Origin of the sequence: Saccharomonospora sp. CUA-673, assembly GCF_001942305.1 — a bacterium.
Taxonomy (GTDB): Bacteria; Actinomycetota; Actinomycetes; order Mycobacteriales; family Pseudonocardiaceae; genus Prauserella.
This window is the reverse complement of record NZ_MKKE01000002.1, coordinates 41,344-64,956: the sequence shown is the minus strand read 5'-3', so window position 1 is coordinate 64,956 and position 23,613 is coordinate 41,344. Positions and strand designations below refer to the sequence as shown.

Genomic DNA, 23,613 nt, shown 5'->3' with positions numbered 1-23,613 from the left:
GGCGCATTACGCTCGACTCCGCACAGGTAGTCAAGGCGTTTATCACCTCGCTGGACCTGGAGGGCAGTGTGGCCCAACAGAACGTGGCCGGGCAGAACGCGGCCCGGAAGGCTTTCGCGTCGTCGGCCGATCTGGACGACAAGGAACAGACGCTGGAGGTGCTCGCCGACGGCGTGTACGCGCTGACGGCCGAGGGCGACCCCAACGTCGGGGCCGTCGAGGGCGAGGACTTCCTGGTCTGCTTCGAGGCCATGGCGACCCCGGTGGCGGCACGTGGCTGGTTGCGCCGCCTGCGCGAGCACACCGACAAACCCGTGCGTTATCTCGTGCTCTCGCACTACCACGCCGTCCGGGTCCTCGGGGCATCGGCGTTCGACGCCGACGTCGTCGTCGCGCACGAGAACACCCGCGCGCTGGTGGCCGAGCGCGGCGAGCAGGACTGGGCGAGCGAGTTCGCGCGGATGCCGCGACTGGCCACGGGTGCCGAGTCGGTGCCCGGTCTGACCTGGCCCACCCTCACCTTCTCCGACCGGTTGACCATCGACCTCGGCGGCGACCGCGGCGACCTCGTGCTCGAGTACTGCGGACGCGGGCACACCGAGGGCGATCTCGTCGCGTGGTTGCCGAAGCAGCGGATCCTGTACGCCGGGGACCTCGTCGAATCGGAGGCCGCGCTCTACACCGGGGACGCCTTCCACCGGGAGTGGGCCTCGAGCACGTTGGACCGCGTGGCGGCGTACGAGGCCGAGGTGCTCGTCGGCGGTCGCGGTGCCGCGACCCGGGGACGCGCCGCGGTGACGGCCGCGATCGAGCAGACCCGCGACTTCCTCGCCGTCCTGATCCGCGAGGTCGGGGCCGTGCACGAGGCGGGCGGCACCCTGAAGGACGCCTTCGACCGCGCGCACGCGGCCCTCGAACCGCGCTACGGGCGGTGGCCCATCTTCGAGCACTGCCTGCCGTTCGACGTCTCCCGCCTCTGGGACGAACTGTCCGGAGTGGAACGCCCCGTGATCTGGACGGCCGAACGGGATCGGGAGGTCTGGGCCCAACTCCAATCCTGAGCGGATCGGGGAAGGCGGCCGGACGGGCAGCCGAAGGAGGCACTGTGGGACACCTGGGCGAGAGGGTTGCCGACCACGGGGTCGCGGTGGTCGGCAACGGACCCGTCGGCCAGACGGCGGCGTTGTTGCTGGCGCGCTGGGGCGTGCCCGTCATGCTGCTGGATGCGCGAGCCGAACGGGACCGCGCCGGATCCAAAGCCATCTGCCAACAACGCGACGTGCTCGACATCTGGGAGTCGGTCGCCGCCGGACGCCGCATCGCGGACGAGGGCCTCACCTGGCGCACCGCGCGCACCTTCCACCGCGACAGCGAGCTGTTCGCGCACGAGCTCGCCGCCGGTCCGGCCGGCTCGGGCGGCTCGGCGTTCCCCCCGTTCGTCAACATCTCCCAGGCGCGGGTGGAGGAGATCCTCGACGAGTGCATCGCCGGCCAACCGCTCATCGACGTCCGCTGGGCCCACGACGTCACCGGCATCGACGAGCACGGCCACGGTGTGACGCTCACCTGCGGCGACGGCACCCGGGTCGAGGCCGCCTACGTGGTGGTGTGCGCGGGCGCGCGAGCCGAGTCGCTTCGCGCGGCACTGGGCGTGACGTTCGCGGGGCGCTCGTTCGACGACCGGTTCCTGATCTGCGACATCCGCGCGGAGCTCCGCGGCTGGGCCCGGGAGCGCCGGTCCTACTTCGACCCGTCCTGGAATCCCGGCCGGCAGGTGCTGATCCATCCGTGCCCCGACGGGGTGTTCCGGATCGACTGGCAGGTGCCCGGTGACTACGACGTCACCGCGGAGCAGGCATCCGGTGCCCTCGACGAGCGGATCCGCGCCATTATCGGCGACACCGACTACGAGATCGTCTGGATGTCGGTGTACCGCTTCCATTCCCGGGTGGCCGACCGGATGCGGAGCGGCCGCGTGCTGCTCGCCGGGGACTGCGCGCACCTGTACGCGCCGTTCGGGGCCCGCGGCCTCAACTCCGGGGTCGCCGACGCGGAGAACGCCGCCTGGAAGCTCGCGTGGGTGTTGCGCGGGTGGGCGGGCGACGAGCTGCTCGAGAGCTACCACCACGAGCGGCACGCGGCCGCACTCGAGAACCTGGCCGTCACGGCGGCGACGATGGATTTCCTGGTGCCTCACGACGAGCGGCAGCGCCGGCGACGGCGCACGGTGCTCGGCGGCGCTGCCACCGACGCTCGGCTGCGCGAGCAGGTCGACTCCGGCCGGCTCGCCGAACCGTTCTGGTACGGCGACTCGCCGCTGACCACTGTGGACCCGACCCGTCCTGCTCCCGGCCGGCGTCCACCCCGCGGGCAGGCGCCCGCGCCCGGACCGGGGGTCCTCGTACCGGACGTGCCCCTGCCCAGCGGGTCGCTGCCCGGCCGTGCCCGGCTGCGCGAGCTGGCGCGCGACGGGTTCCTCCTGCTCGCGCCGGAGGGTGCGGCCGGGATCCCCGACCCGCCGACCGCGGCGCCGCTGCGCATCGTTCCGCTGGCCGAGGTCGACCCGGCCGCCGCGGTACTGGGCGCCCGCGAGGGGGAGTGGTGGGTGGTGCGCCCCGACGCGCACATTGCGGGCGTCGCCGGCGATCCGGCCGCGGTCGAGGCGGTGCTCCGGCGGGCGAGTGCCGGACTCGCCGCACCCGTGCCGCCCTGACCTCCCCGCCCGCATCCGCGGGCGGCGCCGCACAGCACACCGGGTTCGCACCCTGCGCCCGGTCCGGTTCGAACAACGGAGTTCGCATGGAACCGCAGTCCCCACCCCAGCCCGCGCGCCCACCCGCGACCACGCGGTCCGGCCGTCCGAAACGGACCCCCGGCGAGCGGAAGGTGCTCGCCAGCACGCTCGCGGGCACGTCGATCGAGTGGTACGACTTCTTCATCTACGCCCAGGCGGCGAGTCTGGTGCTGGCGCCGCTGTTCTTCGCCCCGCTCAGCAACGACTCGCCGGGGCTGGCCACGGTCATCTCGCTGGCCACCATCGGCATCAGTTTCCTGTTCCGTCCGCTGGGCGCGATCGTCGCGGGCCGCTTCGGCGACCGGCTGGGCCGCAAGAAAATGCTGGTGCTGACCCTCGTCACGATGGGCGGCGCGACCACCCTCATCGGTCTGCTGCCGACCTACACCGACATCGGCGTGGCGGCGCCGCTGCTGCTGATGCTGCTGCGCATCCTGCAGGGCTTCTCGGCCGGTGGCGAATGGGGCGGCGCGGCGCTGATGTCGGTCGAGCACGCCCCCGTCGGCAAACGCGGCGTGTTCGGAGCCTACCCGCAGGTCGGCGTCCCCATCGGACTGATCATGGCCACCGGCATGCTGTGGCTGCTCACCGCCGTCCTGACCCCGGAACAGTTCGAGGCATGGGGCTGGCGGGTGCCGTTCCTGTTCTCGATCGTGCTCGTCGTCGTCGGCTACCTGATCCGCCGGGCCGTCGAGGAGAGCCCGGTGTTCCAGGAGATGCTGCAACGCAGGAAGGAGTCCTCGGCGCCGCTGAAGGACCTGCTGCGGCGCAACAAGCGGGAGGTCGTGCTCACCGCGCTGATCTTCGTGGGCAACAACGCGGCCGGTTACCTCGTCATCGCCTACTTCCTCACCTACGGCACGAACGTGCTCGGGCTCGAACGCTCGGCCGTGCTGACGGTGATCGTGCTCGCCTCGTTCGGCTGGCTGGCCTCCACGATGTGGGGCGGGATGCTGTCCGACCACATCGGACGGGTACGCACGTTCCAGCTCGGGTACGCGTTCATGTTCGTGTGGATGCTGCCGATGTTCCTGCTCGTCGACACCGGCAACATCGTGGCCTTCGGCGCGGGCATCGTCGTGCTGGGGCTCGGACTCGGCTTCTCCTACGGTCCGATGTCGGCCCTGTACGCCGAGATGTTCCCGGTCAACGTGCGCTACTCCGGGGTGTCGATCGGGTACGCGTTCGGTGCGATCCTCGGCGGGGCGTTCGCGCCGACCATCGCCGAACTGTTGGTGCAGGGCACCGGCTGGGGCGGTTCGGTGGGGCTGTACATCATGCTGCTCGCCGTGATCTCCGGCGTGGCCGTGACCATGGTCGACGACCCCAAGGGCACCGACCTCGGGGTGTCCGAGGCCGAGCCCGCGCAGACCCCGCGGAGCTGAGTGCAGATCTCGTGGAACGAGGGTCCGGCCGGCAGGGGAATGCTGCCGGCCGGACCCCCGGATGTTCGGGCCCCAGACCCCAGTGTCTGCGGTGGGTGATCAGCACATCAGCGCGCCAGGTGATCGGGCCGCACTCGCCGTCGACGACGAGCTGGTTGACCCGCTGGAACGTCTCGACCGCCGACCTGGTGACCGAGCCGAAGTCGCCGTCGACCCGCAGGCCGTCGCCGCGCCGGTTGAGGGCCTCCTGCGCCGAGCGCACGCCGTGGCCGACGGGGGAGTTGGAGTCGACGGTGCGGATCAGCGTCGGCCAGGTCTTCGGGCCGACCTGCCCGTCGACGACCAGGTCGGCGCCGTTCTGGTGCGAGCGCACGGCCTGGGTGGTGACCGAGCCGAAGTCGCCGTCGACCTGGAGGTCGCCGCCGCGGCTGTTGAGCAGACGCTGGACGACCCGCACGGAGGAACCGGACGCGCCCGGGTCGAGGGTCAGCCAGCCGCCGCCGAGGTCGACGCCCCGGTTCCGCATGTACGGCACCGGGTTCGTGGTGGAGCCGAGGCTGCCGGTGTGGATCTCGAAGTGCAGGTGCGGGCCGGTGACGTTGCCGGTCGCGCCCATGTCGCCGATCCAGTTGCCGGTCTCGACCCGGTCGCCGCGCGAGACCCGGACCCGGCTGAGGTGACCGTAGTAGGTGTAGGTGTTGTTGGCGTGGCGCAGGATGATCCCGGTTCCGGTACGGCCGGTGATCAGGTTCGAGCCGGTCGCCTGGACGGTGCCCCCGCGGGCGGCGTAGATGGCCGTGCCGGTGGGGCCGGTGATGTCCTGACCGGCGTGCGAGGCGCTGCCGCGGGGAGCGCCGTAGTGACCGCCGTTGGGGAAGTAGCCCTGGGCGGGGTTGGCCCAGAGGCCGTTCATGAGCGAGCTCGCGGTGGCCGATCCGGTGCCGAGCGTCAGCCCGACCGCCGTGGCGCCGATGCCGGCCGCGGTGCCCGCGAGCAGCTTGCGGCGCGAGACGCCCGCGCGCGCGTGATCCTGGTTCATGGTGGTTGATTCCTTTCGTCCGGTGTACCCCACGGCGACGCTAAGCGGCCGATGCGGACGTGAGTAGCGACCAACGACGGGGCCGGACGAGGTTCGGACCCGACGTTGTGGTCCACATGGGGGACGTCACAGCCGCCGGTGAGAGTCACCCGGATGCCGCACGGGAGAGCGGGGTCACGGCCGCGAGAATCACCGGCCGTGACATCCGGCTCCCGGAATGCACTTTTCTTGGATTGAAATGAATTCCCGTAATTTGTTTCAGGATGTGCCACCCAATGGTTGGAGTCTTAATCCTTGGGCAGGGTTTGACACTCGATCGTGGCGGACGCGAATATCTCTCCCATGTTGTTTCACCGTCGCTTCACGTGCGGCCCATCGTCAGCCGAACGCCGGGGCGGCGGGGGTTTCCGTTTCAGATACGCCTGCTGAATAAACCACTGCAACAAATTCCGGGATCGCGAATTCCCGACCTCACCGGAGCCGACGCGTGGAATAACCGCGTCCAGACATCGGAGTGAAGATGAAAGTCACATCGCCAGTGTGGCGCCGGCTCTCCCTGTGCGCGGCCGCTGCCGTGATCGCGGCGGCCAGCGTGACCTCGGCCGGGTCGAACACACCGGCCTACGCCGACGTCGAGGTACTCGTCGACCAGAAGGAGGGTGCCGACGGCAAGAACTACTGGGTCAAGAACCACATGGTTCCCGACCTGGTGCAGAAGTCCACCGAGGCCAGAGCGGGCGGGGACGGCGGAGCCGACCGTAAGAAGTGGCTGTTGGTCTGGGCCGGCGACGAGAACATCGCCGACACGGCCGTGGGTGACATCAAGGACCTGCCGGGCACGGTCGCGGGTGGGCTGGACAAGGCGCGCAACGCCCTGCCCGGACCGGACTTCCTCGCCGTGATCGACGCGACCGAGGGCTCGGAGTCGTACGGTCAGGTCGTCAACACCGCCACCGTGGGCCCGCTCGTGAAGAACGAGCCCCACCACATGCAGTACGTGTGGAACAAGGGCGACACGATCTACGCGGGGGCGCTGTTCACGGCCGCCACCTACGCGTTCGACGTCTCCGCGTTGCCGGAGCTCAAGCTCAAGGGCGTCAGCCTGCCGACGCAGACGCCGGGCGGCTCGGTGCCGGACGCGTACTGGACCCTGTCGGACGGCACGGCGTACGGCACGTACATGGGTGGGCCGATCGCACCCGGTCCGCACACCTACGAGAACGGCCAGACGGTCACCAGCAACGGGTTCGCGGGCAGTCCGGGCGCGGTGATGCGGTTCGACGAGAACGGCCAGGTGCTCTCGCAGACCTCGGCGGCGACGCCGCAGGGCGACAACGAGAAGCTGTGCGAGAACCTGCCGACCCTCGGGAAACCGACGTGCGCCAACCCGCACGGCATCCAGGCGCGCGAGGACCTCGACACGATGGTCACGAGCGACTACGCCGAACCGCGCAACATCATCCTCGACCCGGTCAAACAACCCTCGCCGTACCTGCGCAGGCCGACGGTGCGCACGTGGGACATCTCCGATCTCGACAACCCGAAGCTCAAGGCGGTCTCGTACCTGCCGGACGGTCCGCGGGCCGATTTCGCGGACCCGCTGTACGCCGAGAGCCGGGCGGTCATGGAGACGACCGTGACGAACAAGCCGGAGAACAAGGGCGCGTTCGCGCAGACCATGCAGGGCGGTGCGATCTTCTACACGCCCGACATCACCGCGGAGGAGCCGAGCTGGCGGCAGGTGTTCGACGACGGGACGGCCGCGGCCGAGATCCACGACGGCAACGACCGGATCGGCTCGAGTTCCAACGGCGGCTGGTTGCAGACCAGCCCCGACGACCGCTTCCTGTACCACGCGGTGACCGGCCGGCAGAAGGGCACGTTGGGTCCGGACGATCCGGGCACGACGGGTGGTGTGTACGTGCTGGACATCCAGAAGCTGCTCGCCTCGGGCGGCGACCCGCAGTGCTCCATCGACACGCGGGAGGAGTCCGAGCACGGCGGTTCCGAGGCGGACTGCCCCACGGTGCCGGTGCGGCGCCGATCAACCCGGGAACACCGGGTGCCGGTCCGCACTGGGGTGCCTACGACAACTTCACCCAGGACACCGACGGTCTGTACAAGCCGACCGAACAGCCCGAGCGGATCGCCGTGTCGAACTACTTCGTCGCACGGTCCGGGTTGGACGGTGACCACAAGGTGACGATGTTGGACCTCGGCAAGGACGGCGACATCTCGGTGGACGAGCAGTTCCGGGACGAGTTCACCGGGCAGGTCGGCGTCAACTTCAACCGCAAGTCCTGGCCGCACGGCGACTTCGGCAATGCGAAACCGCACTCCGAGCTGTTCGTCATCGCGGACGAGGACGTCAAGGAATAGCCCGTCGACGCGGGCCGGGTCGCCGCGGCGACCGGCCCGCCTTTCCTCCCTGGGTGGGTCATGGACCACGGAACACACACGCTCACCGGCTCGTCGGCCGTCGACGGGCTGACCCTCGCCATCCGGCTGGCGCTGCTGCTGGCCACGGTGGTCGTCGCCGGTGCCGGACTGCTGCGGCCGCTGGGCGGCGCACTGACCCGGCGTGCGCGGATCGTCGTCGGCGGCGCCGGCGCGGTGTCGGCCGTGCTGGCCCTCGTCTCGGTCGTGGCGCTCGACGTGAACGTGGTGGGCGGGGTGCTCCACGCGGTGCTGAGCGTCGCGGTGGTGGCCACCGCGGCCCACGCGCGGGTGTGCGTGTGGCCCTCCGGCGCGCTGCTGGTGTTGCTGGTCGTGGAGACCGCGGCCGGGCGCTCCGGCCTCGAACTCATGCTGGACCTCGTGGTGGTGACCGCGGCCGCGACGTGGTTCGGCGTCGTCGTCGCCGTGTCCACCGGGACCTGGCGCGGCGAGACCGTCCGGCCCGGTGGCCTGATGACCGCGCTCGGCGTCGTGCTGACCGTCGCCGGTGTCGTGGCGCTCGCGCTGTCCGGGCTCGGCCCGGACCGCCGGCTGGTGACGACCGGGCTCGGCGTGGCCGTGTCGGCCGCGGTGGTGCTGCCCGTGGCGGCCACGGTGCTGGTCGTGGCGGCCCGGCGGGAGCGGGGATTCCGTCCCGGCAACCGGTTCGCGGCGATCGGCGTCGCGGCGGCGTTCGTCGCCTGGACCGCGACCCCGGCGATGGCCGAACCCCAGGAACTGCCGATCCCCGGCGTCCCGGTGCTCGCCGAGGCGGGCATCGCAGGCGGGTCGACACCGGTGCTGATCAGCCCCAACCGCCCCGGCACCAACCTGGTGCACCTGCCCGCCTCCGCCGGCGACGAGATCTCGGTCGGTGTCGAGGGCGCTGACGGTGGACGGTTCGTCCCGGCCGGGGGCCGGCGCGGCGCGCCCGGAACGTGGGCCGAGGTCGAGCTGCCCGAGGGGCGCTCCCAGGTCGTGCTCCGGAGCGGCAACGAGCGGACCGGCGGCGTCGAGGAGACCGCCGTCGAGGTCGACACCGGCACCGACCGGACGGCTCCCGCCGGGTCGTCCGGTGTGGACGGACCGGAGTGCGCGACGGCGGCGCTCGGCGGCCGGATCTCCGGCGCCCGCGACGTCCTGCGGTCGTGCCCGTCACAGGAACTCACCGACCGCGACGAACGGGCGGTGCGGGCCCTCGTCGGCTATCTCGCGGACCGGGAGGTCCCGGCGCTCGTCCTCGCCGACGACGCCTCGCCGCGCAGCGCGCAGGCCGCCGCGGCCGTGCGCGACGAGGCCCGCGAGGTCGGACTGCCCGTCCGCGACGAACCGGCGGAGGAGGCGGCGCTCGTGGTCCTGTCGGGCTGGAGCGAGGCCCAGACCCGGGTGCGGCAGGCGGCGCAGGAACAGGCCGACGGGCCGACGTACCTCTACGGCGTGCACCTCGCGCCGTGGCTGTTGACGACCCCGGTGGTCACCGGACTGACCTCCTCGTCGCTGCCCCTCGACTTCGACCCGCGCGGCGCCAACGCGGTCGAGCACGTCGTGGAGCTCGCGGGCGCTTCGGTGGGCAGAAACCCACCCTCGGCGGCTACCGCCAGTGGCTCGCCGCGCAGGACCGCGAGGACGGCGGGGCGGCCTCTGACCTCCGGATGTACGCCTCCGCGCAGGTGACGGTCATGCCGATGGGGCCGGGCGAAGCGCACGGGCCCGGCATGTCGGGAGTCGGCGAAGGCGCCGGCAACTGGATCGAGCGGGGCACGGTCGTCTCGGTGACCGGCCCGCTGACCGAGCGAGACCCGGGAGGGAGGTGAGCACATGAAGCGGATCACGGCACGTGTGGCCACGACCGCCGCCGCGGTGGCGGGCTTCGGGGTGATCGGCGCCGGTGTCGCGTCCGCCGAGGAGGCACCGTACTGGCTCCTGCCGGGCGTCGACGCGGGAGCCCTCGTCGGGCCGATCGCGAATCTGCCGGCCGAGGCGCTGGCGCCGGTGTACAGCCTGATCAGCCTGATCACCGGATGAGGGCCCGCGCACGGTGCGCGCGCCCGGATGTGAAGGACGGCAAGCGAAAGGGATACCCGTCATGAAGAAGACCATCGCCCGCGGTGTCGTGGGCGCCACCCTGGCCGGGGCGCTCCTGGTCGCCGGTCTGGGAGCCGGCACGGCCGCGGCGGCCACCGAGTCGCCCGACGAGGTGCCCGTCGTGGACGAGCCGGACACCAGCGACCTCAACAACATCTACACGGTCGCACCGCTCGGCGTGCCGGTGCTCGGACTGATCCAGTCCGTCGCCGACGTGCCCGGCAAGCTGCTGCCCAGCTTCGAGGGGTAGCAGCCCGGGCGGGGTAGGGGCTTCCCGCCCACGGCGACCCGGTCGCCCTCGGACGGTCGTCACACACTCTCCGAGCCGGGGCGGGACACAAGTGGGGCGGTTCCGGATTCGATCCGGAACGCCCCACTGCTGTGTCGGGTGCCTGTGCGGGCCGGGTCAGCCCGCCGTGTCAGCAAGCCCGGTCAGCAGGCACTGTCAGAAGGCCACCGTCAGCAGGCACTGTCGCTGGGTTTCGGTACCGCCAGGCCGAACAGCGGACGGAGTTTCAGGCCCACCCAGGTGCCCAGTAGTGCGAACGCGCCCCACAGCCAGCCGTGCAGGCTGCCGGTGGAGATGCCGCCGAGGTAGGCGCCGATGTTGCAGCCGCCTGCGAGGCGGGCGCCGATGCCCATGAGGATCCCGCCGAGGATCGCCGCGACGGCGGTCCGCCACGGGATCTCGGAGTGGATCTTCCACGCGCCGGCGGTCGCGGCGGCCACCGCGGCACCGAGGATGATGCCGACGTTGGTCAGCGTGGTCTTCTCCGTCCACACCGAACCGGCGAGCATCGGGGCGAAATCGGGCTGCTGCCAGAACTCCCACGTCTCCGGCTGCAGGCCGATCAGTTGCAGGAACTTCGCGCCCCACAGCGCGAACGCCGTGGTGACACCCCAGATGCCGCCGGACACGAGCATCACGGCACCGGCCAGCACGCCGAGCACGACGGCGCCGACGAGCATCGGCCACGACCCGCGGAAGACGCGGGCGATGCCCTTCGCGCTGGGCGGAGCGGCCGTGGGCGGAGGGTTGCGGCGGGCCTGCACGACGCGGGTGGCCAGGACGATCAGCAGCAGGATCCCGATCGTCACCGCCCACGACCCGAGCCAGCCGACGTGCTCGGACAGCAGTACGCCGGGCACCTCGGGCCAGCCGCTGAGCACGGGGAAGGCGAACGTGTAGATGACCGAGCCGACGATGAAACCGCCCAGTGTCAGCACGATCGTCGACTGGCCGGAGCCGACGGCGAACAGCGTGCCCGAGGCGCACGCGCCGCCGAGCTGCATACCGATGGCGAACAGCATCGCGCCGACGAACAACGCGAGTCCGATCGGCCCCGCACTGGCCTCCGGCGTGTTGCCGAAAAGTCCGGTTCCGGTTCCGATCACCAGTGCGATCAAGGTCGCGGCGGTGCCGAGCAACAATGTGTGGGCTCGCAGACCCTGGCCGTTGCCGACGGCGACGAGTTGCCGCCACGCCGAGGTGAACCCGAAGCGCGAATGGAACAGGGCGACGCCGAGGAACAGGCCGATGACGAGCAGGGCGCCGAATTGCGCGCCGTGCACGGCCCAGACGTACCAGCTGAGCGCGACCGCGCCGAGGCCGGCGAGCACGAGCGGGACGACGCGGACCGGCTCCTCCGGCTCGACCGCCGGCGCGGCACACGACGTCGGTGAGGTGGTCAGGAACTTCCCTGGTGAGGTGTTGGATGTGTCGGTGGACACGGATACTCCTGTATGAGTGGGACTGGGGATGGGGTTCCCGCCCGGGGTGCGCTGTGTTGGTGACCCGCAGTCGCGGCGCATCGCGGTGGTGCCGCCGATACGCCGTGCTCGTGATACGCCGTTGTCCAGCGTACGGCGCGAATGGTGCGCAGGAGAAGTGCGTCCACTATTCGGAACCACGGTGAAATGATCGTGCGAGATGACGACGCGACGGGGCGCCGTTTCCTTTCACGGTGTCGAATACTCGCCCGGTCAGGTGTCGGGTTCGGACTCGACGATCTCGGGTGGGTGGAACGCCCGGGTCGGCTCCGGTTGGCCGCCGGCCCGTTCGACCTCGACGAGCGTCGTGCCGGACGTCGGGCCCTGGGCGAGCCGCGACGTGCCGGTGTCGCGGGTGAGCACGTTCGGATTGCCGTGCCGGTCGAGCCCGTCGGGGTCCGGGTCGTACCAGGCGCCCGTCGCCAGCACCACGACGCCGGGGCGCACCGCGTCGGTGATGCGCGCGCCCGCGAGACACGCCCCACGGTCGTTGTGCACCCGGACCACGTCACCGTCGGCGATGCCGCGGGCGGCCGCATCGCCGGGATTCAGGTCGATCGGTTCGCGCCCGGCGACCTTGGCGTCCCGGCTGACCCGGCCGCCGTCGTACTGCGAGTGCAGCCGGGTGCGCGGCTGGTTCGACACCAGGTGGAGCGGGTACCGCGCCGCGAGCGGCGCCCCGAGCCACTCGGTCGGTTCGAGCCACGTCGGCATTCCGGGGCAGTCCGGATAGCCGAACCCCGCCACCGTGTCGCTGACCAGCTCGACCCGGCCCGACGGCGTGTCGATGGGATGCGCGGCGGGATCCTCGCGCAGCGCGGCGAACGCCCCGCCCCGCTGGCTCATCTCCGCGGCGGGCAGGTCCGCCCAGCCGCGTTCCCAGAACTCGTCGAACGTGGGCAGCCGCCCGCCCGCGTCGGCGACCCGGGCGCGGGTGCGGTCGTAGAGCTCGCGGACCCAGTCCTGTTCGGACCGCCCCTCGGTGAACCGGCCGCCGAACCCGACCCGCTCGGCGAGCCCGGTGAACACCCCGTGGTCGGTGCGGACCTCGGCCGGCGGTGCGACGGCGCGCTGCATCGCGGTGATGGTCGTGTCGGACGAGCCGAGCGCGAGGTCCTCGCGTTCGAGCGGGGTGGCGACGGGGAAGACGATGTCGGCGCGGCGCGCGGTGGCGTTCCACCACGACTCGTTGACGATCACCGTGTCCGGGCGTTGCCAGGCCTTTTCGAGGCGCGCGAGGTCCTGGTGGTGGTGGAACGGGTTGCCGCCCGCCCAATACACCAGGCGGATGTCGGGGTAGGTCACGCGGGTGCCGTTGTAGTCGATCGTCTCGCCCGGCGACAGGAGGACGTCGGCGATCCGGGCAACCGGCAGGGCGGTGGTCACCGGGTTGGCCGGCTGCGGCAGCGCGGCGATGCTCCAGTGCCCGCGCACGCCGAGCTCGGCGATACCGAGGCCGGCGACGGGACCTCCGCCGGGACGGCCGAACGAGCCGGACAGCACCGCCAGCGCGATGCCTGCCCAGTACGGCTGTTCGCCGTGCTCCTGCCGCTGGATCGACCACGCGAGGTTGATCACCGTGCGGTGCGCGGCGATGTCGCGGGCGAGGGCGCGGATGTCGTCGGCGGGCACGTCGGTGATCGCGGCCGCCCACTCCGCATCCTTGGCGCGGCCGTCCGAGGAGTCCGAGGCCCCGAGGACGTAGTCGCGGAACTCGTCGAACCCGACGCAGCAGCGCCGCGCCACGTCGACGTCGGCGAGACCCTCGGACAGCAGCACGTGGCACAGGCCCAGCATCAACGCCGTGTCGGTCGCCGGCCGGATCGGCAGCCAGCGCGCGTCGAGGTCCGATGCGGCGTCGGTGCGGACGGGGGAGACGTTGACGAACCGCACCCCGGCCTCGGCGGCGGCGCGCTGCCACGTCGTCTGCGTGTGCCGGCTCGGCCCGCCCGGCACCATCTGGGCGTTCTTCGCCGCGAGCCCGCCGAACGACACGACCAGCCCGGCGTGCTCGGTGATCTCGGGCCAGGACGGGCCGCGCTGCTCGATGCTGCGCGGACTGCCACCGATGATGTGCGGGAGGACGACCTCCATGGCCGCCTGGCTGTAGGTGTTGACCGTCGCCGTGTATCCCCCCGCCATGGCCAGGAACCGGTGTATCTGGCTCTGCGCATGGTGGAACCGGCCGGCGCTGCCCCAGCCGTACGAGCCGCCGTAGATGGCGGCGTTGCCGTGCCGCGTGCGGACGCGGTCGATCTCGGCCGCGGCCAGGTCCAGGGCGCGTTCCCAGCTGACGGCCACGAACCGGTCGGTGCCCCTGGTGCCGGTGCCGGTCAGCCAGCCCTCGCGGACCATCGGACGGGTGATGCGGTACGCGCCCGGTCGGCCTCGGCACGCCCGCGCCGATCGGCGACGGGTCGGGGTCGTCGGCATCGGGGCGCACGTCGACGACCTCTCCGCCGGAGGTCAGCACGTCGTAACGGCCCCAGTGGAACGTCGTGCGCGTGCGGTTCAGCTGCTCGGAATGTTCGTCGACCGTCACGGGCACCACGGTAATCGGGCCGTCGACGTGGCAATCTGGCAGTCCGGAGTGATCAGGCCACCAGTGATCAGGAGGGAGCACACCGTGGAGCTCGAGAGTCTGCGAGACGGGCCGGTCGTCGTCGGCACCGACGGCTCGGAATCGGCGACGCAGGCGGTGCGCTGGGCGGCCGATCTGGCCGCCAGCGGCAACCGCCCGCTGCGCATCGTGCACGCGTTCACCTACGTCCAGGGCTTCTACGGCGGCGATCTACCGGTCAGCCCCGACGTCTACCGGGCGATGGAGGACGAGGGCAGGCAGTTCCTCGTCGACGCCGAGCAGCTCGCGCGCGGCCGCGCCCCGGAGCTGGACATCGAGACGGCCATGCCGCTGCAGGGCTCGGTGCCGATGCTGGTGCAGGAATCCGAGACAGCGGGCGTGTTGGTGGTCGGCAAGTCCGGCCGCGGCGGGTTCGCCGGCATGCTGGTCGGTTCGACGTCGGTGTCGTTGGCCGCGCACGCGCAGTGCCCGGTGGTCGTCGTGCGCGGCGGGACGGACGACGGCATCTCCGGCTCCGGCCCGGTCGTGGTCGGCATCGACGGCAGCGGCGTGAGCGTCTCGGCCGTGGGCATGGCGTTCCGCGAGGCGTCCGTGCTGGGCGCGCGACTCGTGGCGGTGCACGCGTGGTCGGACGTCGAACACGACTGGAACGTCCCCGGTGGATCGGCCGACTCGGCCCAGGCGGAGACCGAGGAGGTCGTCCTGGCCGAGGCGCTCGCCGGTTGGACCGAGCGCTACCCCGACGTCGAGGTCGAGCGGGTCGTCGTGCCGGGACGTCCGCGGCAGCACCTGCTCGAACGCTCCCGGGATGCGCGACTGCTGGTCGTCGGCACGCGGGGCCGCGGCGGTTTCCGCGGGATGCTGCTGGGCTCGACCAGTCAGACGGTGATCCACCACGCGGGTTGCCCCGTCATGGTCGTGCGTCCTCCACACCACTGACGGCGTTCGGGTGCGCGATCTCGACGAGGCGGTCGTGCCGCACCCACGTCGGCTCCACGTCGTCGGCGGCGCCGTCGGGCCGGGTGGGAACCCACACGACGGCGGCGTAGGGATCGGCGACCGGCGGGGCGACGACCCGGCCCTGAACGCATCGTCGCGGCGCCGTCGACGACGCCGTGCCGGATCGTTGTGTCCCGGAACGTGACCCCGTCCCGGGCAGATACGTCACCCGATCTCCGACGCCGACTCGGCCGGTAGCCTCCACCACAGGACTCCCTTCGCGCGCTTCTCCCTCGGAAGCCGAACGCCGGTGCCGACGGTGCGACTACCGGACAACCCCTGCGAGTCCGGTTCGTACCGCCGGGTCCGCTCCACGCAGGCGGACATGTACGGCGCTCGATCTGCACGTTCCCCGCCGGCAAACTACACCCGAACGGGGCGTGGAGTAACCGCCTCGCGCGGGGAGGGATAGACCGGACCGCCGTCCGTTTGCGTGGCTTTTCGTCGAACGTCACCGGTACCGGCGTGTCCACAGTGGACGACAACACGGCTACCCGTGAGTCTGTGACATGAGTCACAGGCATAGGGTGGGTGGACGTGACTGTCGCATGAACGGGGTTGTCGAGGGATTCCTGGTCATCGGCTTCGTCGTCGCGGTCGGCTACGGCCTCGGCCGGACCGGTGCGCTGGGCCCGTCGGCGATGCAGGTGCTGTCGCGGACGGCGTTCTTCGTCGGCAGCCCGGCCCTGCTGTTCGGCACCCTCGCCCGCACCGACGTCAGCGCCGTGTTCTCCGCCGCCCTGCTGGTCACGGCCGTCACGAGCACCGTCGTGTGCCTGCTGTACCTGCCCATCGGCCTCGCGCGGCGCAGACCCGCGGGTGAGGTCACCGTCGGCTCGATGGCCAGCGGCTACGTCAACGCCGGCAACCTGGGCATCCCGATCGCGACGTACGTGCTCGGCGGCGCCGCCGAGGTCGCGCCGGTGCTGCTGTTCCAGTTGGCCGTGCTGACCCCGGTGTTCACCTCCGTGCTCGACGTGCAGTCCGAGCGGGCTGGGGGCGGCAAGCCCAACTGGCTCCGCGCGTTCAGCGCGCCCGTGCGCAACCCCCTCGCGTTGGCGAGCGCGGCCGGCATCGTCTGCTCGGCGACCGGCTTCCTGCCGCCGACGGCGGTGATGGACCCCGTTGACCTGATCGGCAACCTGGCCGTGCCCGCCATGCTGCTCGCGTTCGGCATCTCGCTGCACGCCTCGACCCTGCCGGGCAAGGACCGGGACCTGCGGCCGTCGTTGATCACCGTGGTCGGGTTGAAGACGTTCGTGCACCCGTTGCTCGCATGGGGGCTCGCGATGGCGATCGGCGCCGACGAACACGCGTTGTTGGCCGCCGTCGTCTGCGCCGCGCTGCCGACCGCGCAGAACGTCTTCGGCTACGCGGTGCGGTTCGACCAGGGCGTGCAACTGGCGCGCGATGCCGGACTCGCCTCGACCGTGCTCGCACTGCCCGTGCTCGTCGGCATCGTTGCGCTACTGGGGTGAACCTGAACCCGAGTGAGTGGCGCAGTCCGGCGTGGACCTGCGGCGGCCGCCGCGTTCGAGACGCCGGAAGCGCGCCGCCGTGGTAGAAGGGAATACTCGGCCTGCAACACACACTCTGCAAGCGTGGGGCACAGCGCGGAGTGCGACGCGAGGCACAGGAACACGGGGCCCAACGAGCACGGGGAGCGCGGAACGTACATGGAACTGGTGATCACGGCGGACCGCAGCGACGACGCCGTCATCGTGCGTGCGAAGGGTGAGGTCGATCTGGGCACGGTCGCCCAACTCACCTCGGCGCTCGATGCCGCGTGCGACGAGGCGAGTCCGCCCCTGGCCGTGGTCGCCGATCTCGGCGGCGTGACGTTCCTGGCCTCGTCCGGACTCAGCGCCCTCGTGCGCGCCCACGAGCGCTGCGAGGACGCCGGCACGCCGCTGCGCGTGATCGTGGGCAACCGGGCCGTACTGCGCGGATTCGAGGTCACCGGACTGGACAAACTGCTCGACATCCGTGAAGGCGAATAGCGCGACTCGCGTTTAGGGTGGCCGCCATGGCGATCTACTACGACGTGCATCCGGACAACCCACAGCCGCGTTCGATCGGGAAGGTCGTGGACCTCGTCAGGCAGGGTGGCCTCATCGCCTATCCGACCGACTCGTGTTTCGCCCTCGGCACCTCGCTCGACAACCGTGAGGGTCTCGACCGGATCCGGAGCATCCGCAAGCTCGACGACCGCCACCACTTCACGCTGGTGTGCGAGGACTTCTCGCAGCTCGGTCAGTTCGTCCACGTCGACAACACCGTGTTCCGCGCGGTCAAGTCGGCGACGCCCGGGCAGTACACGTTCATCCTGCCCGCCACCAAGGAGGTGCCGCGGCGGCTGCTGCATCCGAAGAAGAAGACCGTCGGTGTGCGCATCCCCGCCCACAGCGTTCCCCAGGCGCTGCTGTCGGGGCTGGGGGAGCCGCTCGTGTCGAGCACGCTGCTGCTGCCGGGCGAGGACGAGCCGCTGACGCAGGGCTGGGAGATCAAGGAGCAGCTCGACCACGTCGTGGACGCGGTCATCGACTCCGGCGAGTGCGGCGTCGAGCCCACGACGGTCATCGACTTCTCGGGCGACGAGCCGGAGATCGTGCGCGTCGGCGCGGGTGACCCGTCCCGGTTCGAATGAGCCGCCTCAGCCGGTGAGCACGCACCGCGTGCGCCGGTAGATCGTGGGCATGCACCGGTTGCAGTGCACGCACAGCGAGCGGTGTCCCGGTTCCGCGGCGAGCCGGTTCGGCAGGTCCGGTTCGCGTAGCAGCGCCCTGGCCATGGCCACGAACGCGAAACCGCGCCGCATGGCCATGTCCATGGTCTCGCGTCCGGTGATACCGCCGAGCAGGATCAGCGGCAGGTCCACGGCGTCGCGGAACTGCAGTGCCCGCTCGAGCAGGTACGCGTCGCGGTAGGGATAGGCGCGCAGGAACGTGGTGCCGCTGAGCCGGATCCCGGTGCGCAGCGGCCGGGGGAACGCGGCGGCGAAGTCGCGCACCGGTGCGTCACCGGTGAACAGGTACATCGGGTTCAGCAGCGAACTGCCCGCGGTGAGCGCGAGGGCGTCGAGGTGGCCGTCGGCCTCGAGCCACCGCGCCACCTGCAGGCTCTCGTCGAGCCAGAGCCCGCCGGGCACCCCGTCGTCCATGTTGAGCTTGGCGGTGACGGCGATGCGGTCGCCGACGGCCTCGCGCACCGCGGCGGCGGTCTCCCTGGCGAGGCGGGCGCGGGCCGCGGTGGAGCCGCCGTAGGCGTCGCGGCGCCGGTTCAGCAGTGGACTCAGGAACGAGCTGATCAGGTAGTTGTGCCCGAAGTGCAGCTCGACGGCGTCGAACCCGGCGTCGGCGGCGATCCGCGCGGCGTCGGCGTGGGCGGTGACGATGCGGGTGAGGTCGTCGGTGGTGGCGCGGCGGATCATCCGCATGCTGAGCGGGCTGGGCAGGGACTGCGGCGCGAGCGCGGGCACCCGGTTGGATGCGCCGTTGGCGACGGGGCCCGCGTGGCCCAGCTGCGCGCTGACGGCCGCGCCTCGGCGTGCACCGCATCGGTCAGCGCGGACAGGTCGGTCAGCACGTCGGGGCGCATGAGGATCTGGTGCCGGTCGGTGCGTCCCTCGGGGGCCACGGCGCAGTAGGCGACGGTCGTCATGCCGGCGCCGCCGCGGGCGACCGTGGTGTGGAAGTCGATCAGGTCGTCGGTGACCCTGCCCGCCGGCGTGCGGCCCTCGAACGTCGCGGCCTTGACGATCCGGTTGCGCAGCCGCACGGGTCCGAGCGCGGCGGGGGAGAAGACGTCGGGCACGGTGTCGGGCGCGGAGTTCATCGGGCCTCCTCGGCGTTGTGGGGCCCCGTGCTGTTCGGGTCGGTGCTGTGGGGATCGGAGCCGAGTCCGGCGATGACGAACGTGCGCAGGGAGCGCAACGTTGCCCGGCCCGGCGCGGCGCCCGTGTCGGCGGCGGCGAGCGTGGGCAGGATCAGGTCGAACGTCAGCAGCAGGCGGCGTGCGGCCTCGGCACCGGACAGGCCGGGAACGGCGCCGCGCAGCAGCGCGATCCACGGCCGGAGCCCGAACCAGCCGGACGCGAAACGGACGTCCCGGCGGGCCAGGACGATGCGCGCGAGCAGTCGCAGGTGCAGGCGGCCGCGTTCGGACCGGGCGAGCTCGCCCAGCGGGACGAGGACGACGTCGACGAGTTCGGCGACCGTCGGCGCGTCACCGCCGCGGTGGCGACCGGTGAGGGCGCGGACACCGTCGTGCCAGTGCGGCGCGAGCCGGCGTTCCAGGAGGGCGCCGATCAGAGCGTCCTTCGAACCGAAGTGGTAGTGCACGGCCGCGGGGTTGAGGCCGGCGGCCGAGTTGATGGCGCGCACGGACACGGCGTCGATGTCGCGGGCGAGCAGCAGTGACTCGGCGGCGTCGAGCAGGCGTTCGCGCGTGGCGTCCGAGGTGGCCGTCGTGGGCATGCGAGCCAGTAGAACCCAGGCCGACCGGGCATTCAAGAGGCGTTTCAATCAGTGATTGAGGCATGGTTGTCGGCGTCCTGGACTATCGTCGCGGGCATGGGCCGGAACATCACGACCCTGCGGGGTCTGGAACCGTCCGCGACCGACGACGAGATCGAGGCGGCGGCGCGGCAGTACGTGCGCAAGATCAGCGGCGTGCAGAGCGTGTCGGACGCGACGCGGGAACCGTTCGAACGCGCGGTCGTCGAGGTCACGGCCACGACCCGGCGACTGCTGTCCGAGCTGCCCCCGCGGCGGCAACCGCCCCGCACGGTCCCGCCGCTGCGGCGACCGGAGGTGCAGGCCCGCCTCGCGCAGAAGGCCGAGGCGGCGGGCGAGACGTCCTGATCGCCGCGGCCCAGGACCGGTGACGACCCCGTCAGAGCACGGGCGCGGGCCCGTGGTCGGCTGCCGGACTGCTGCCCGCAGCGGCCAGGAGCCGGCTCGGCAGCTCGGGCAGCCGGTCGGAGTCCGGCGGGTCGGGTTGGCCGGGTGAGCCCCCGGCGAGCAGTTGCCGCGCGAACCGCCCGACGGTGGCCGGATCGGGCACCGGATCGGCGCCACCGAGGTAGGACACCATGATCAGGTCCTCCCCGGAGTGGGTCTCGATCGCGGCGCCCCAGCCGTGCCGCTCGTCCCACACCAGGGCGAAGTCCCGGTCGGGGAAGGTCGGCAGGTGCCCGTCGAGCGCGATGTAGGCGCTCACCGGGGTGCCCGCCGCATCGCACGTGTACTGCGCGGCGCCGGGGACCGCCTCCGTGACGGCCGCGGCGTAGGCGTGCAGCGCGGATTCCGTCGAGTGCCAACCGTAGATGTCCACCGAATGATCACCTCGATCCCTCCGCCACCCGCCGGCTGCGAGTGGCTCACTCGTTGGCGAGACGTTGCCGAAGCTCGGCGACCTCGTGACGTGCCTGGTCCAGCTCGAGTTCGAGCGCGAGGATGCGCTGTGCTGCGTTGAGGTTGTGGCCCTCGTCGAACAGGGTGCGCATGCGCTCGGCCCGGCCGAGCTGATGTCGCGAGTACCGCCGGTGGCCGCCGTCCGAACGGTCGGGGGACACGACGCCCGCCGTGTCGAGGCTGCGCAGGAACGGCTGCTCCACGCCGAGGATGTCGGCAGCCTGGCCGGTGGTGAACATCGGCCGGTGCTCGTCGTCCAGGTCGCGCAGGTTCATGGGCTCGCCTCCGCGGGATCGTGTCGGGAACGCGCTCGAACGGCTCACATAAATATGTAGTCGCGGGTGCAGAAAACGTCAAGCGGCTGGTGTGTGATCACGACATGGTGCGCTGACCTGGGGATCGGTACCGTCAGGGGCGGTCGGGCGACAGCGGTGTCGCCCCGGTTGCGAGGAGACCCATGACCGCCGAACACGTCGACGTCCTCATCGTGGGAGCGGGCCTGTCCGGTGTCGGAGCGGCCTGCCGGATGCGCCGGCGGCACCCGCACCGTTCGGTCGCGGTCCTGGAGGCCCGCGGCGCGCTGGGCGGGACGTGGGACCTGTTCCGCTACCCGGGCGTGCGGTCCGATTCGGACATGTTCACGCTCGGCTACGGATTCCGGCCGTGGCGCCGCGCCGAGGCGATCGCCGACGGCCCGTCGATCCTCGAGTACATCCACGACACCGCCCGCGAGTACGGCGTGGACCGGGACGTGCGGCTGCACCACGAGGTGCGCTCGGCATCGTGGTCGAGCGACCGGGCACAGTGGACGGTCGAGGTGCACCGCTCGGACACCGGCGAGACCCTGACGATGACGTGCTCGTTCCTGTACGTGTGCTCGGGCTACTACCGCTACAGCGAGGGCTACACGCCGAGCTTCCCCGGCGTCGACGAGTACCGCGGAACGCTCGTGCATCCACAGAAGTGGCCGGAGGATCTGACTACCGCGGTAAACGCGTCGTCGTGATCGGCAGCGGGGCCACCGCCGTGACGCTGGTGCCGTCGATGGCCGGGGACGCGGCCCACGTGACCATGCTGCAGCGGTCCCCGAGCTACATCATGACGTTGCCGTCGGTCGATCCGGTCGCGAAGCTGCTGCCCCGCGTGCTGCCGGACCGGCTGACGTTCCCGCTCGTGCGCTTCAAGAACGCCGCCATGATGACGCTGTTCTACCAACTCAGCCGGCGCAGGCCCGGGCTCGTCCGCAGGCTGATCGAGAAGGGCGTCCGATCGGCGCTACCCGAGGGCTACGACGTCGAGCGGCACTTCAACCCCGACTACCAGCCGTGGGACCAGCGGCTGTGCATGCTGCCGGACGGGGACCTGTTCCGGGCCATCCGGCGGGGCGACGCGTCCGTCGTCACCGACACGATCGACACGTTCACGCCCGACGGCATCCGGCTGAGCTCCGGCGCCGAACTCGAGGCCGACATCGTGGTGACGGCCACCGGATTGAACCTGCTCGCCATCGGCGGCATCGCGCTCGACGTCGACGGGGAGTCGGTGGACATCGGCAGGGCGGTGACCTACAAGGGCATGATGCTCGACGGCGTGCCCAACTTCGCCATGACGATCGGCTACACGAACGCCTCCTGGACACTCAAGGCGGACCTGGTCTCCGAGTACGTGTGCCGTCTGCTGGGGCACCTCGACGCTCATGGTCTGGACCGGGCGACGCCGCGGCGGCCCCCCGGCGGGCACGAGCCGGAACCGCTGATCGACCTCAAGTCGGGGTACGTGCGCCGCAGCGTCGACGCGATGCCGAAACAGGGGCGGGTCGCGCCGTGGCGGTTGCACCAGAACTACTTCCGTGACCTCGTCACGTTGCGGTACGGACGGGTGACCGACGACATGGGCTTCGGCCGCGCCCGTGGGCGGGTCACCCCGGCAGGTGGTGGCGTCGTTCAGTCGTCGGCCAGCGGCGGTGGGGCCGAGCGATAGGTCGGGGGAGTGGCCGACAGGCCGATCGGGTTCCGCGGCAGGCGCACCTCGGTGCCGTCCCCGCGGGGTACGCCGACGATCGGGTCGAGGCCGAGCTGCTCCGCGAGGCGGAACGCGCCGGCGACGTCGTTGACGACACCGGCGGGCACGCGCGCGGCCGTGAGCGTGTCCGCCCAGTCGGCCGCGTCGCGTTCCTTGAGCAGCCGGACGAGGTGCTCGCGCAGTTCGGCGCGGTGCGTCACGCGGGCGCTGTTCGTGGCGAACCGCGCGTCGGCGGCGAGCTCGGGTTCGGCGAGGTGCTCGCACAGGACGGAGAACTGCCGGTCGTTGCCCACGGCCAGGACCAGGTCGCCGGAGGCGCACGGCAGCACCTCGTACGGCGCGACGCTGGGGTGCGCGTTGCCCATCCGGCCGGGCACGATGCCGCCCGAGGTGTAGCCCGAGCTCTGGTTCACCAGTGCCGCCAGCAGCGACGACAGCAGGTTCACCTCGACGTGCTGGCCCTCGCCGGTGGCGTCGCGGTGCCGGAGGGCGGCGAGGATGCCGACCCCGGCGAACAGGCCCGACAGGACGTCGACGAGCGCGACCCCGGCCTTCTGGGGCTCCCCGTCGGGCTGTCCGGTGACGCTCATCAGCCCGCCGAGCGCCTGGATCAGCAGGTCGTAGCCGGCCAGATCGGCGCCCTTGCCCGTGCCGAAGCCGGTGATCGAGCAGTAGACGAGACCGGGGTTCGCCGCGTGGAGCTGGTCGTAGCCGAGTCCGAGTTCGTCCATGAGTCCCGGCCGGAAGTTCTGCACGACGACGTCGGCCCCGGCGACCAGCTCGCGGGCGCGGGCGATGCCGTCGTCGGTGCGCAGGTCCAGGGTGAGCGAGTCCTTGTTGCGGTTGACCGACTGGAAGTACGTGGCCTGGCCGCGCTCGTCGTAGGGCGGCCCCCAGCCGCGGGTGTCGTCGCCGGTGCCCGGGCGTTCGATCTTGGTGACGGTCGCGCCGAGGTCGGCCAGCAGCATCGTGGCGAACGGTCCGGCCAGGACGCGGGAGAAGTCCACGATCCGCAGGTCACCGAGCGAAGCGGGCATACGCGGCGAGCTCCTTCTGGTAGTTTTTCGAAAATCGAAACCAGCGTTCGA

21 protein-coding genes and 2 pseudogenes are annotated in these 23,613 nt (G+C 71.5%); 14 read left to right on the top strand and 9 right to left on the bottom strand.

All coding sequences use genetic code 11. The features are described 5' to 3' along the window. Positions 1-68: 68 nt before the first annotated feature. The 3 genes from BJF85_RS01210 to BJF85_RS01200 all read left to right on the top strand — a co-directional run bounded on the left by BJF85_RS01210 (position 69) and on the right by BJF85_RS01200 (position 4,179). Positions 69-1,061, top strand: coding sequence for an MBL fold metallo-hydrolase (locus BJF85_RS01210; RefSeq protein ID WP_255375305.1), 993 nt, complete (start codon positions 69-71; stop codon positions 1,059-1,061). Between the two features lie 44 nt (positions 1,062-1,105). Then, entirely contained in the window at positions 1,106-2,713 is a 1,608-nt protein-coding gene (locus BJF85_RS01205) for an FAD-dependent monooxygenase (protein ID WP_255375304.1), read from the top strand. Between the two features lie 86 nt (positions 2,714-2,799). Beyond that, a complete protein-coding gene (locus BJF85_RS01200) occupies positions 2,800-4,179 on the top strand; it encodes an MFS transporter (RefSeq protein WP_083665823.1) in 1,380 nt (459 codons plus the stop codon). Here the strand turns inward: BJF85_RS01200 and BJF85_RS01195 are convergent. Next, positions 4,070-5,218, bottom strand: a complete 1,149-nt coding sequence (locus BJF85_RS01195; protein ID WP_075845384.1) for a peptidoglycan-binding protein — start codon at positions 5,216-5,218, stop codon at positions 4,070-4,072. The genes BJF85_RS01200 and BJF85_RS01195 overlap by 110 nt on opposite strands. A gap of 520 nt (positions 5,219-5,738) precedes the next feature. Between BJF85_RS01195 and BJF85_RS01190 the strand changes: the two genes are divergently transcribed. The 5 genes from BJF85_RS01190 to BJF85_RS01175 all read left to right on the top strand — a co-directional run bounded on the left by BJF85_RS01190 (position 5,739) and on the right by BJF85_RS01175 (position 9,989). Continuing rightward, positions 5,739-7,421: a selenium-binding family protein gene (locus tag BJF85_RS01190; protein ID WP_255375303.1), complete on the top strand. Its 1,683-nt coding sequence runs from the start codon at positions 5,739-5,741 to the stop codon at positions 7,419-7,421. Then, positions 7,418-7,597 carry a hypothetical protein gene (locus BJF85_RS29355; RefSeq protein WP_255375302.1) on the top strand — a complete coding sequence of 60 codons (180 nt, stop codon included), beginning with the start codon at positions 7,418-7,420 and terminating at the stop codon, positions 7,595-7,597. Before BJF85_RS01190 ends, BJF85_RS29355 begins: the two co-directional genes overlap by 4 nt. A gap of 60 nt (positions 7,598-7,657) precedes the next feature. Continuing rightward, on the top strand, positions 7,658-9,328 hold the full coding sequence (locus BJF85_RS01185) for a hypothetical protein (protein ID WP_255375301.1): 1,671 nt from the start codon (positions 7,658-7,660) through the stop codon (positions 9,326-9,328). A gap of 144 nt (positions 9,329-9,472) precedes the next feature. Further along, positions 9,473-9,679: a hypothetical protein gene (locus BJF85_RS01180; protein ID WP_075845383.1), complete on the top strand. Its 207-nt coding sequence runs from the start codon at positions 9,473-9,475 to the stop codon at positions 9,677-9,679. Between the two features lie 61 nt (positions 9,680-9,740). Next, positions 9,741-9,989, top strand: a complete 249-nt coding sequence (locus BJF85_RS01175; protein ID WP_075845382.1) for a hypothetical protein — start codon at positions 9,741-9,743, stop codon at positions 9,987-9,989. 209 nt (positions 9,990-10,198) lie between these two features. On the opposite strand, the gene BJF85_RS01170 is transcribed toward BJF85_RS01175, so the two are convergent. Both BJF85_RS01170 and BJF85_RS01165 read right to left on the bottom strand, forming a co-directional pair. After that, complete coding sequence (locus tag BJF85_RS01170) at positions 10,199-11,470, bottom strand: YeeE/YedE family protein (protein ID WP_075845381.1); 1,272 nt, start codon at positions 11,468-11,470, stop codon at positions 10,199-10,201. A 252-nt stretch (positions 11,471-11,722) separates the two neighbouring features. Beyond that, positions 11,723-13,942, bottom strand: coding sequence for a molybdopterin-dependent oxidoreductase (locus tag BJF85_RS01165; protein ID WP_222844407.1), 2,220 nt, complete (start codon positions 13,940-13,942; stop codon positions 11,723-11,725). A 193-nt stretch (positions 13,943-14,135) separates the two neighbouring features. Here BJF85_RS01165 and BJF85_RS01160 point away from each other — a divergent pair, with 193 nt between their 5' ends. Then, entirely contained in the window at positions 14,136-15,029 is an 894-nt protein-coding gene (locus tag BJF85_RS01160; protein WP_075845446.1) for a universal stress protein, read from the top strand. On the opposite strand, the gene BJF85_RS01155 is transcribed toward BJF85_RS01160, so the two are convergent. Further along, complete coding sequence (locus tag BJF85_RS01155) at positions 15,001-15,258, bottom strand: hypothetical protein (protein ID WP_255375300.1); 258 nt, start codon at positions 15,256-15,258, stop codon at positions 15,001-15,003. The two genes, BJF85_RS01160 and BJF85_RS01155, sit on opposite strands and share 29 nt — an antisense overlap. A gap of 379 nt (positions 15,259-15,637) precedes the next feature. On the opposite strand from BJF85_RS01155, the gene BJF85_RS01150 reads away from it, so the two are divergent. The 3 genes from BJF85_RS01150 to BJF85_RS01140 all read left to right on the top strand — a co-directional run bounded on the left by BJF85_RS01150 (position 15,638) and on the right by BJF85_RS01140 (position 17,736). Then, positions 15,638-16,567, top strand: a complete 930-nt coding sequence (locus BJF85_RS01150) for an AEC family transporter (protein ID WP_075845379.1) — start codon at positions 15,638-15,640, stop codon at positions 16,565-16,567. A 198-nt stretch (positions 16,568-16,765) separates the two neighbouring features. Next, entirely contained in the window at positions 16,766-17,089 is a 324-nt protein-coding gene (locus BJF85_RS01145; protein WP_075845378.1) for an STAS domain-containing protein, read from the top strand. Positions 17,090-17,115: 26 nt separating this feature from the next. Further along, on the top strand, positions 17,116-17,736 hold the full coding sequence (locus BJF85_RS01140; protein ID WP_075845445.1) for an L-threonylcarbamoyladenylate synthase: 621 nt from the start codon (positions 17,116-17,118) through the stop codon (positions 17,734-17,736). A 6-nt stretch (positions 17,737-17,742) separates the two neighbouring features. Here the strand turns inward: BJF85_RS01140 and BJF85_RS01135 are convergent. Together BJF85_RS01135 and BJF85_RS01130 are read right to left on the bottom strand one after the other, a co-directional pair. Further along, a pseudogene (locus tag BJF85_RS01135) lies at positions 17,743-18,923 on the bottom strand (NADH:flavin oxidoreductase). Beyond that, positions 18,920-19,564 carry a TetR/AcrR family transcriptional regulator gene (locus BJF85_RS01130; protein ID WP_075845377.1) on the bottom strand — a complete coding sequence of 215 codons (645 nt, stop codon included), beginning with the start codon at positions 19,562-19,564 and terminating at the stop codon, positions 18,920-18,922. The pseudogene BJF85_RS01135 and the gene BJF85_RS01130 overlap by 4 nt, the downstream one beginning before the upstream one ends. Before the next feature lie 96 nt (positions 19,565-19,660). Between BJF85_RS01130 and BJF85_RS01125 the strand changes: the two genes are divergently transcribed. Continuing rightward, positions 19,661-19,951 (top strand): DUF2277 domain-containing protein, encoded by a 291-nt coding sequence (locus tag BJF85_RS01125; RefSeq protein WP_075845376.1) that lies wholly within the window; start codon positions 19,661-19,663, stop codon positions 19,949-19,951. A 31-nt stretch (positions 19,952-19,982) separates the two neighbouring features. Here BJF85_RS01125 and BJF85_RS01120 read toward each other — a convergent pair whose 3' ends face one another. Beyond that, positions 19,983-20,423 (bottom strand): DUF6292 family protein, encoded by a 441-nt coding sequence (locus BJF85_RS01120; RefSeq protein WP_075845375.1) that lies wholly within the window; start codon positions 20,421-20,423, stop codon positions 19,983-19,985. A gap of 46 nt (positions 20,424-20,469) precedes the next feature. After that, on the bottom strand, positions 20,470-20,778 hold the full coding sequence (locus BJF85_RS01115) for a MerR family transcriptional regulator (RefSeq protein ID WP_075845374.1): 309 nt from the start codon (positions 20,776-20,778) through the stop codon (positions 20,470-20,472). A gap of 182 nt (positions 20,779-20,960) precedes the next feature. Here BJF85_RS01115 and BJF85_RS26325 point away from each other — a divergent pair. Then, a pseudogene (locus tag BJF85_RS26325) lies at positions 20,961-22,483 on the top strand (flavin-containing monooxygenase). On the opposite strand, the gene BJF85_RS01100 reads toward BJF85_RS26325, so the two are convergent. Continuing rightward, the gene (locus BJF85_RS01100; protein WP_075845371.1) at positions 22,447-23,562 is read right to left on the bottom strand and encodes a CaiB/BaiF CoA-transferase family protein; all 1,116 of its coding nucleotides are present in this window, start codon (positions 23,560-23,562) and stop codon (positions 22,447-22,449) included. The pseudogene BJF85_RS26325 and the gene BJF85_RS01100 sit on opposite strands and share 37 nt — an antisense overlap. Positions 23,563-23,613 lie beyond the last annotated feature (51 nt).

Bases quoted from the DNA above. Each gene is read 5' to 3' on its own strand.
- BJF85_RS01125 (WP_075845376.1), top strand. From the start codon at position 19,661: ATGGGCCGGAACATCACGACCCTGCGGGGTCTGGAACCGTCCGCGACC.
- BJF85_RS01145 (WP_075845378.1), top strand. From the start codon at position 16,766: ATGGAACTGGTGATCACGGCGGACCGCAGCGACGACGCCGTCATCGTG.
- BJF85_RS01200 (WP_083665823.1), top strand. From the start codon at position 2,800: ATGGAACCGCAGTCCCCACCCCAGCCCGCGCGCCCACCCGCGACCACG.
- BJF85_RS01140 (WP_075845445.1), top strand. From the start codon at position 17,116: ATGGCGATCTACTACGACGTGCATCCGGACAACCCACAGCCGCGTTCG.
- BJF85_RS01195 (WP_075845384.1), bottom strand. From the start codon at position 5,218: ATGAACCAGGATCACGCGCGCGCGGGCGTCTCGCGCCGCAAGCTGCTC.
- BJF85_RS01185 (WP_255375301.1), top strand. From the start codon at position 7,658: ATGGACCACGGAACACACACGCTCACCGGCTCGTCGGCCGTCGACGGG.
- BJF85_RS01175 (WP_075845382.1), top strand. From the start codon at position 9,741: ATGAAGAAGACCATCGCCCGCGGTGTCGTGGGCGCCACCCTGGCCGGG.
- BJF85_RS01180 (WP_075845383.1), top strand. From the start codon at position 9,473: ATGAAGCGGATCACGGCACGTGTGGCCACGACCGCCGCCGCGGTGGCG.
- BJF85_RS01115 (WP_075845374.1), bottom strand. From the start codon at position 20,778: ATGAACCTGCGCGACCTGGACGACGAGCACCGGCCGATGTTCACCACC.
- BJF85_RS01100 (WP_075845371.1), bottom strand. From the start codon at position 23,562: ATGCCCGCTTCGCTCGGTGACCTGCGGATCGTGGACTTCTCCCGCGTC.
- BJF85_RS01165 (WP_222844407.1), bottom strand. From the start codon at position 13,942: ATGCCGACGACCCCGACCCGTCGCCGATCGGCGCGGGCGTGCCGAGGC.
- BJF85_RS01190 (WP_255375303.1), top strand. From the start codon at position 5,739: ATGAAAGTCACATCGCCAGTGTGGCGCCGGCTCTCCCTGTGCGCGGCC.
- BJF85_RS01130 (WP_075845377.1), bottom strand. From the start codon at position 19,564: ATGCCCACGACGGCCACCTCGGACGCCACGCGCGAACGCCTGCTCGAC.
- BJF85_RS01150 (WP_075845379.1), top strand. From the start codon at position 15,638: ATGAACGGGGTTGTCGAGGGATTCCTGGTCATCGGCTTCGTCGTCGCG.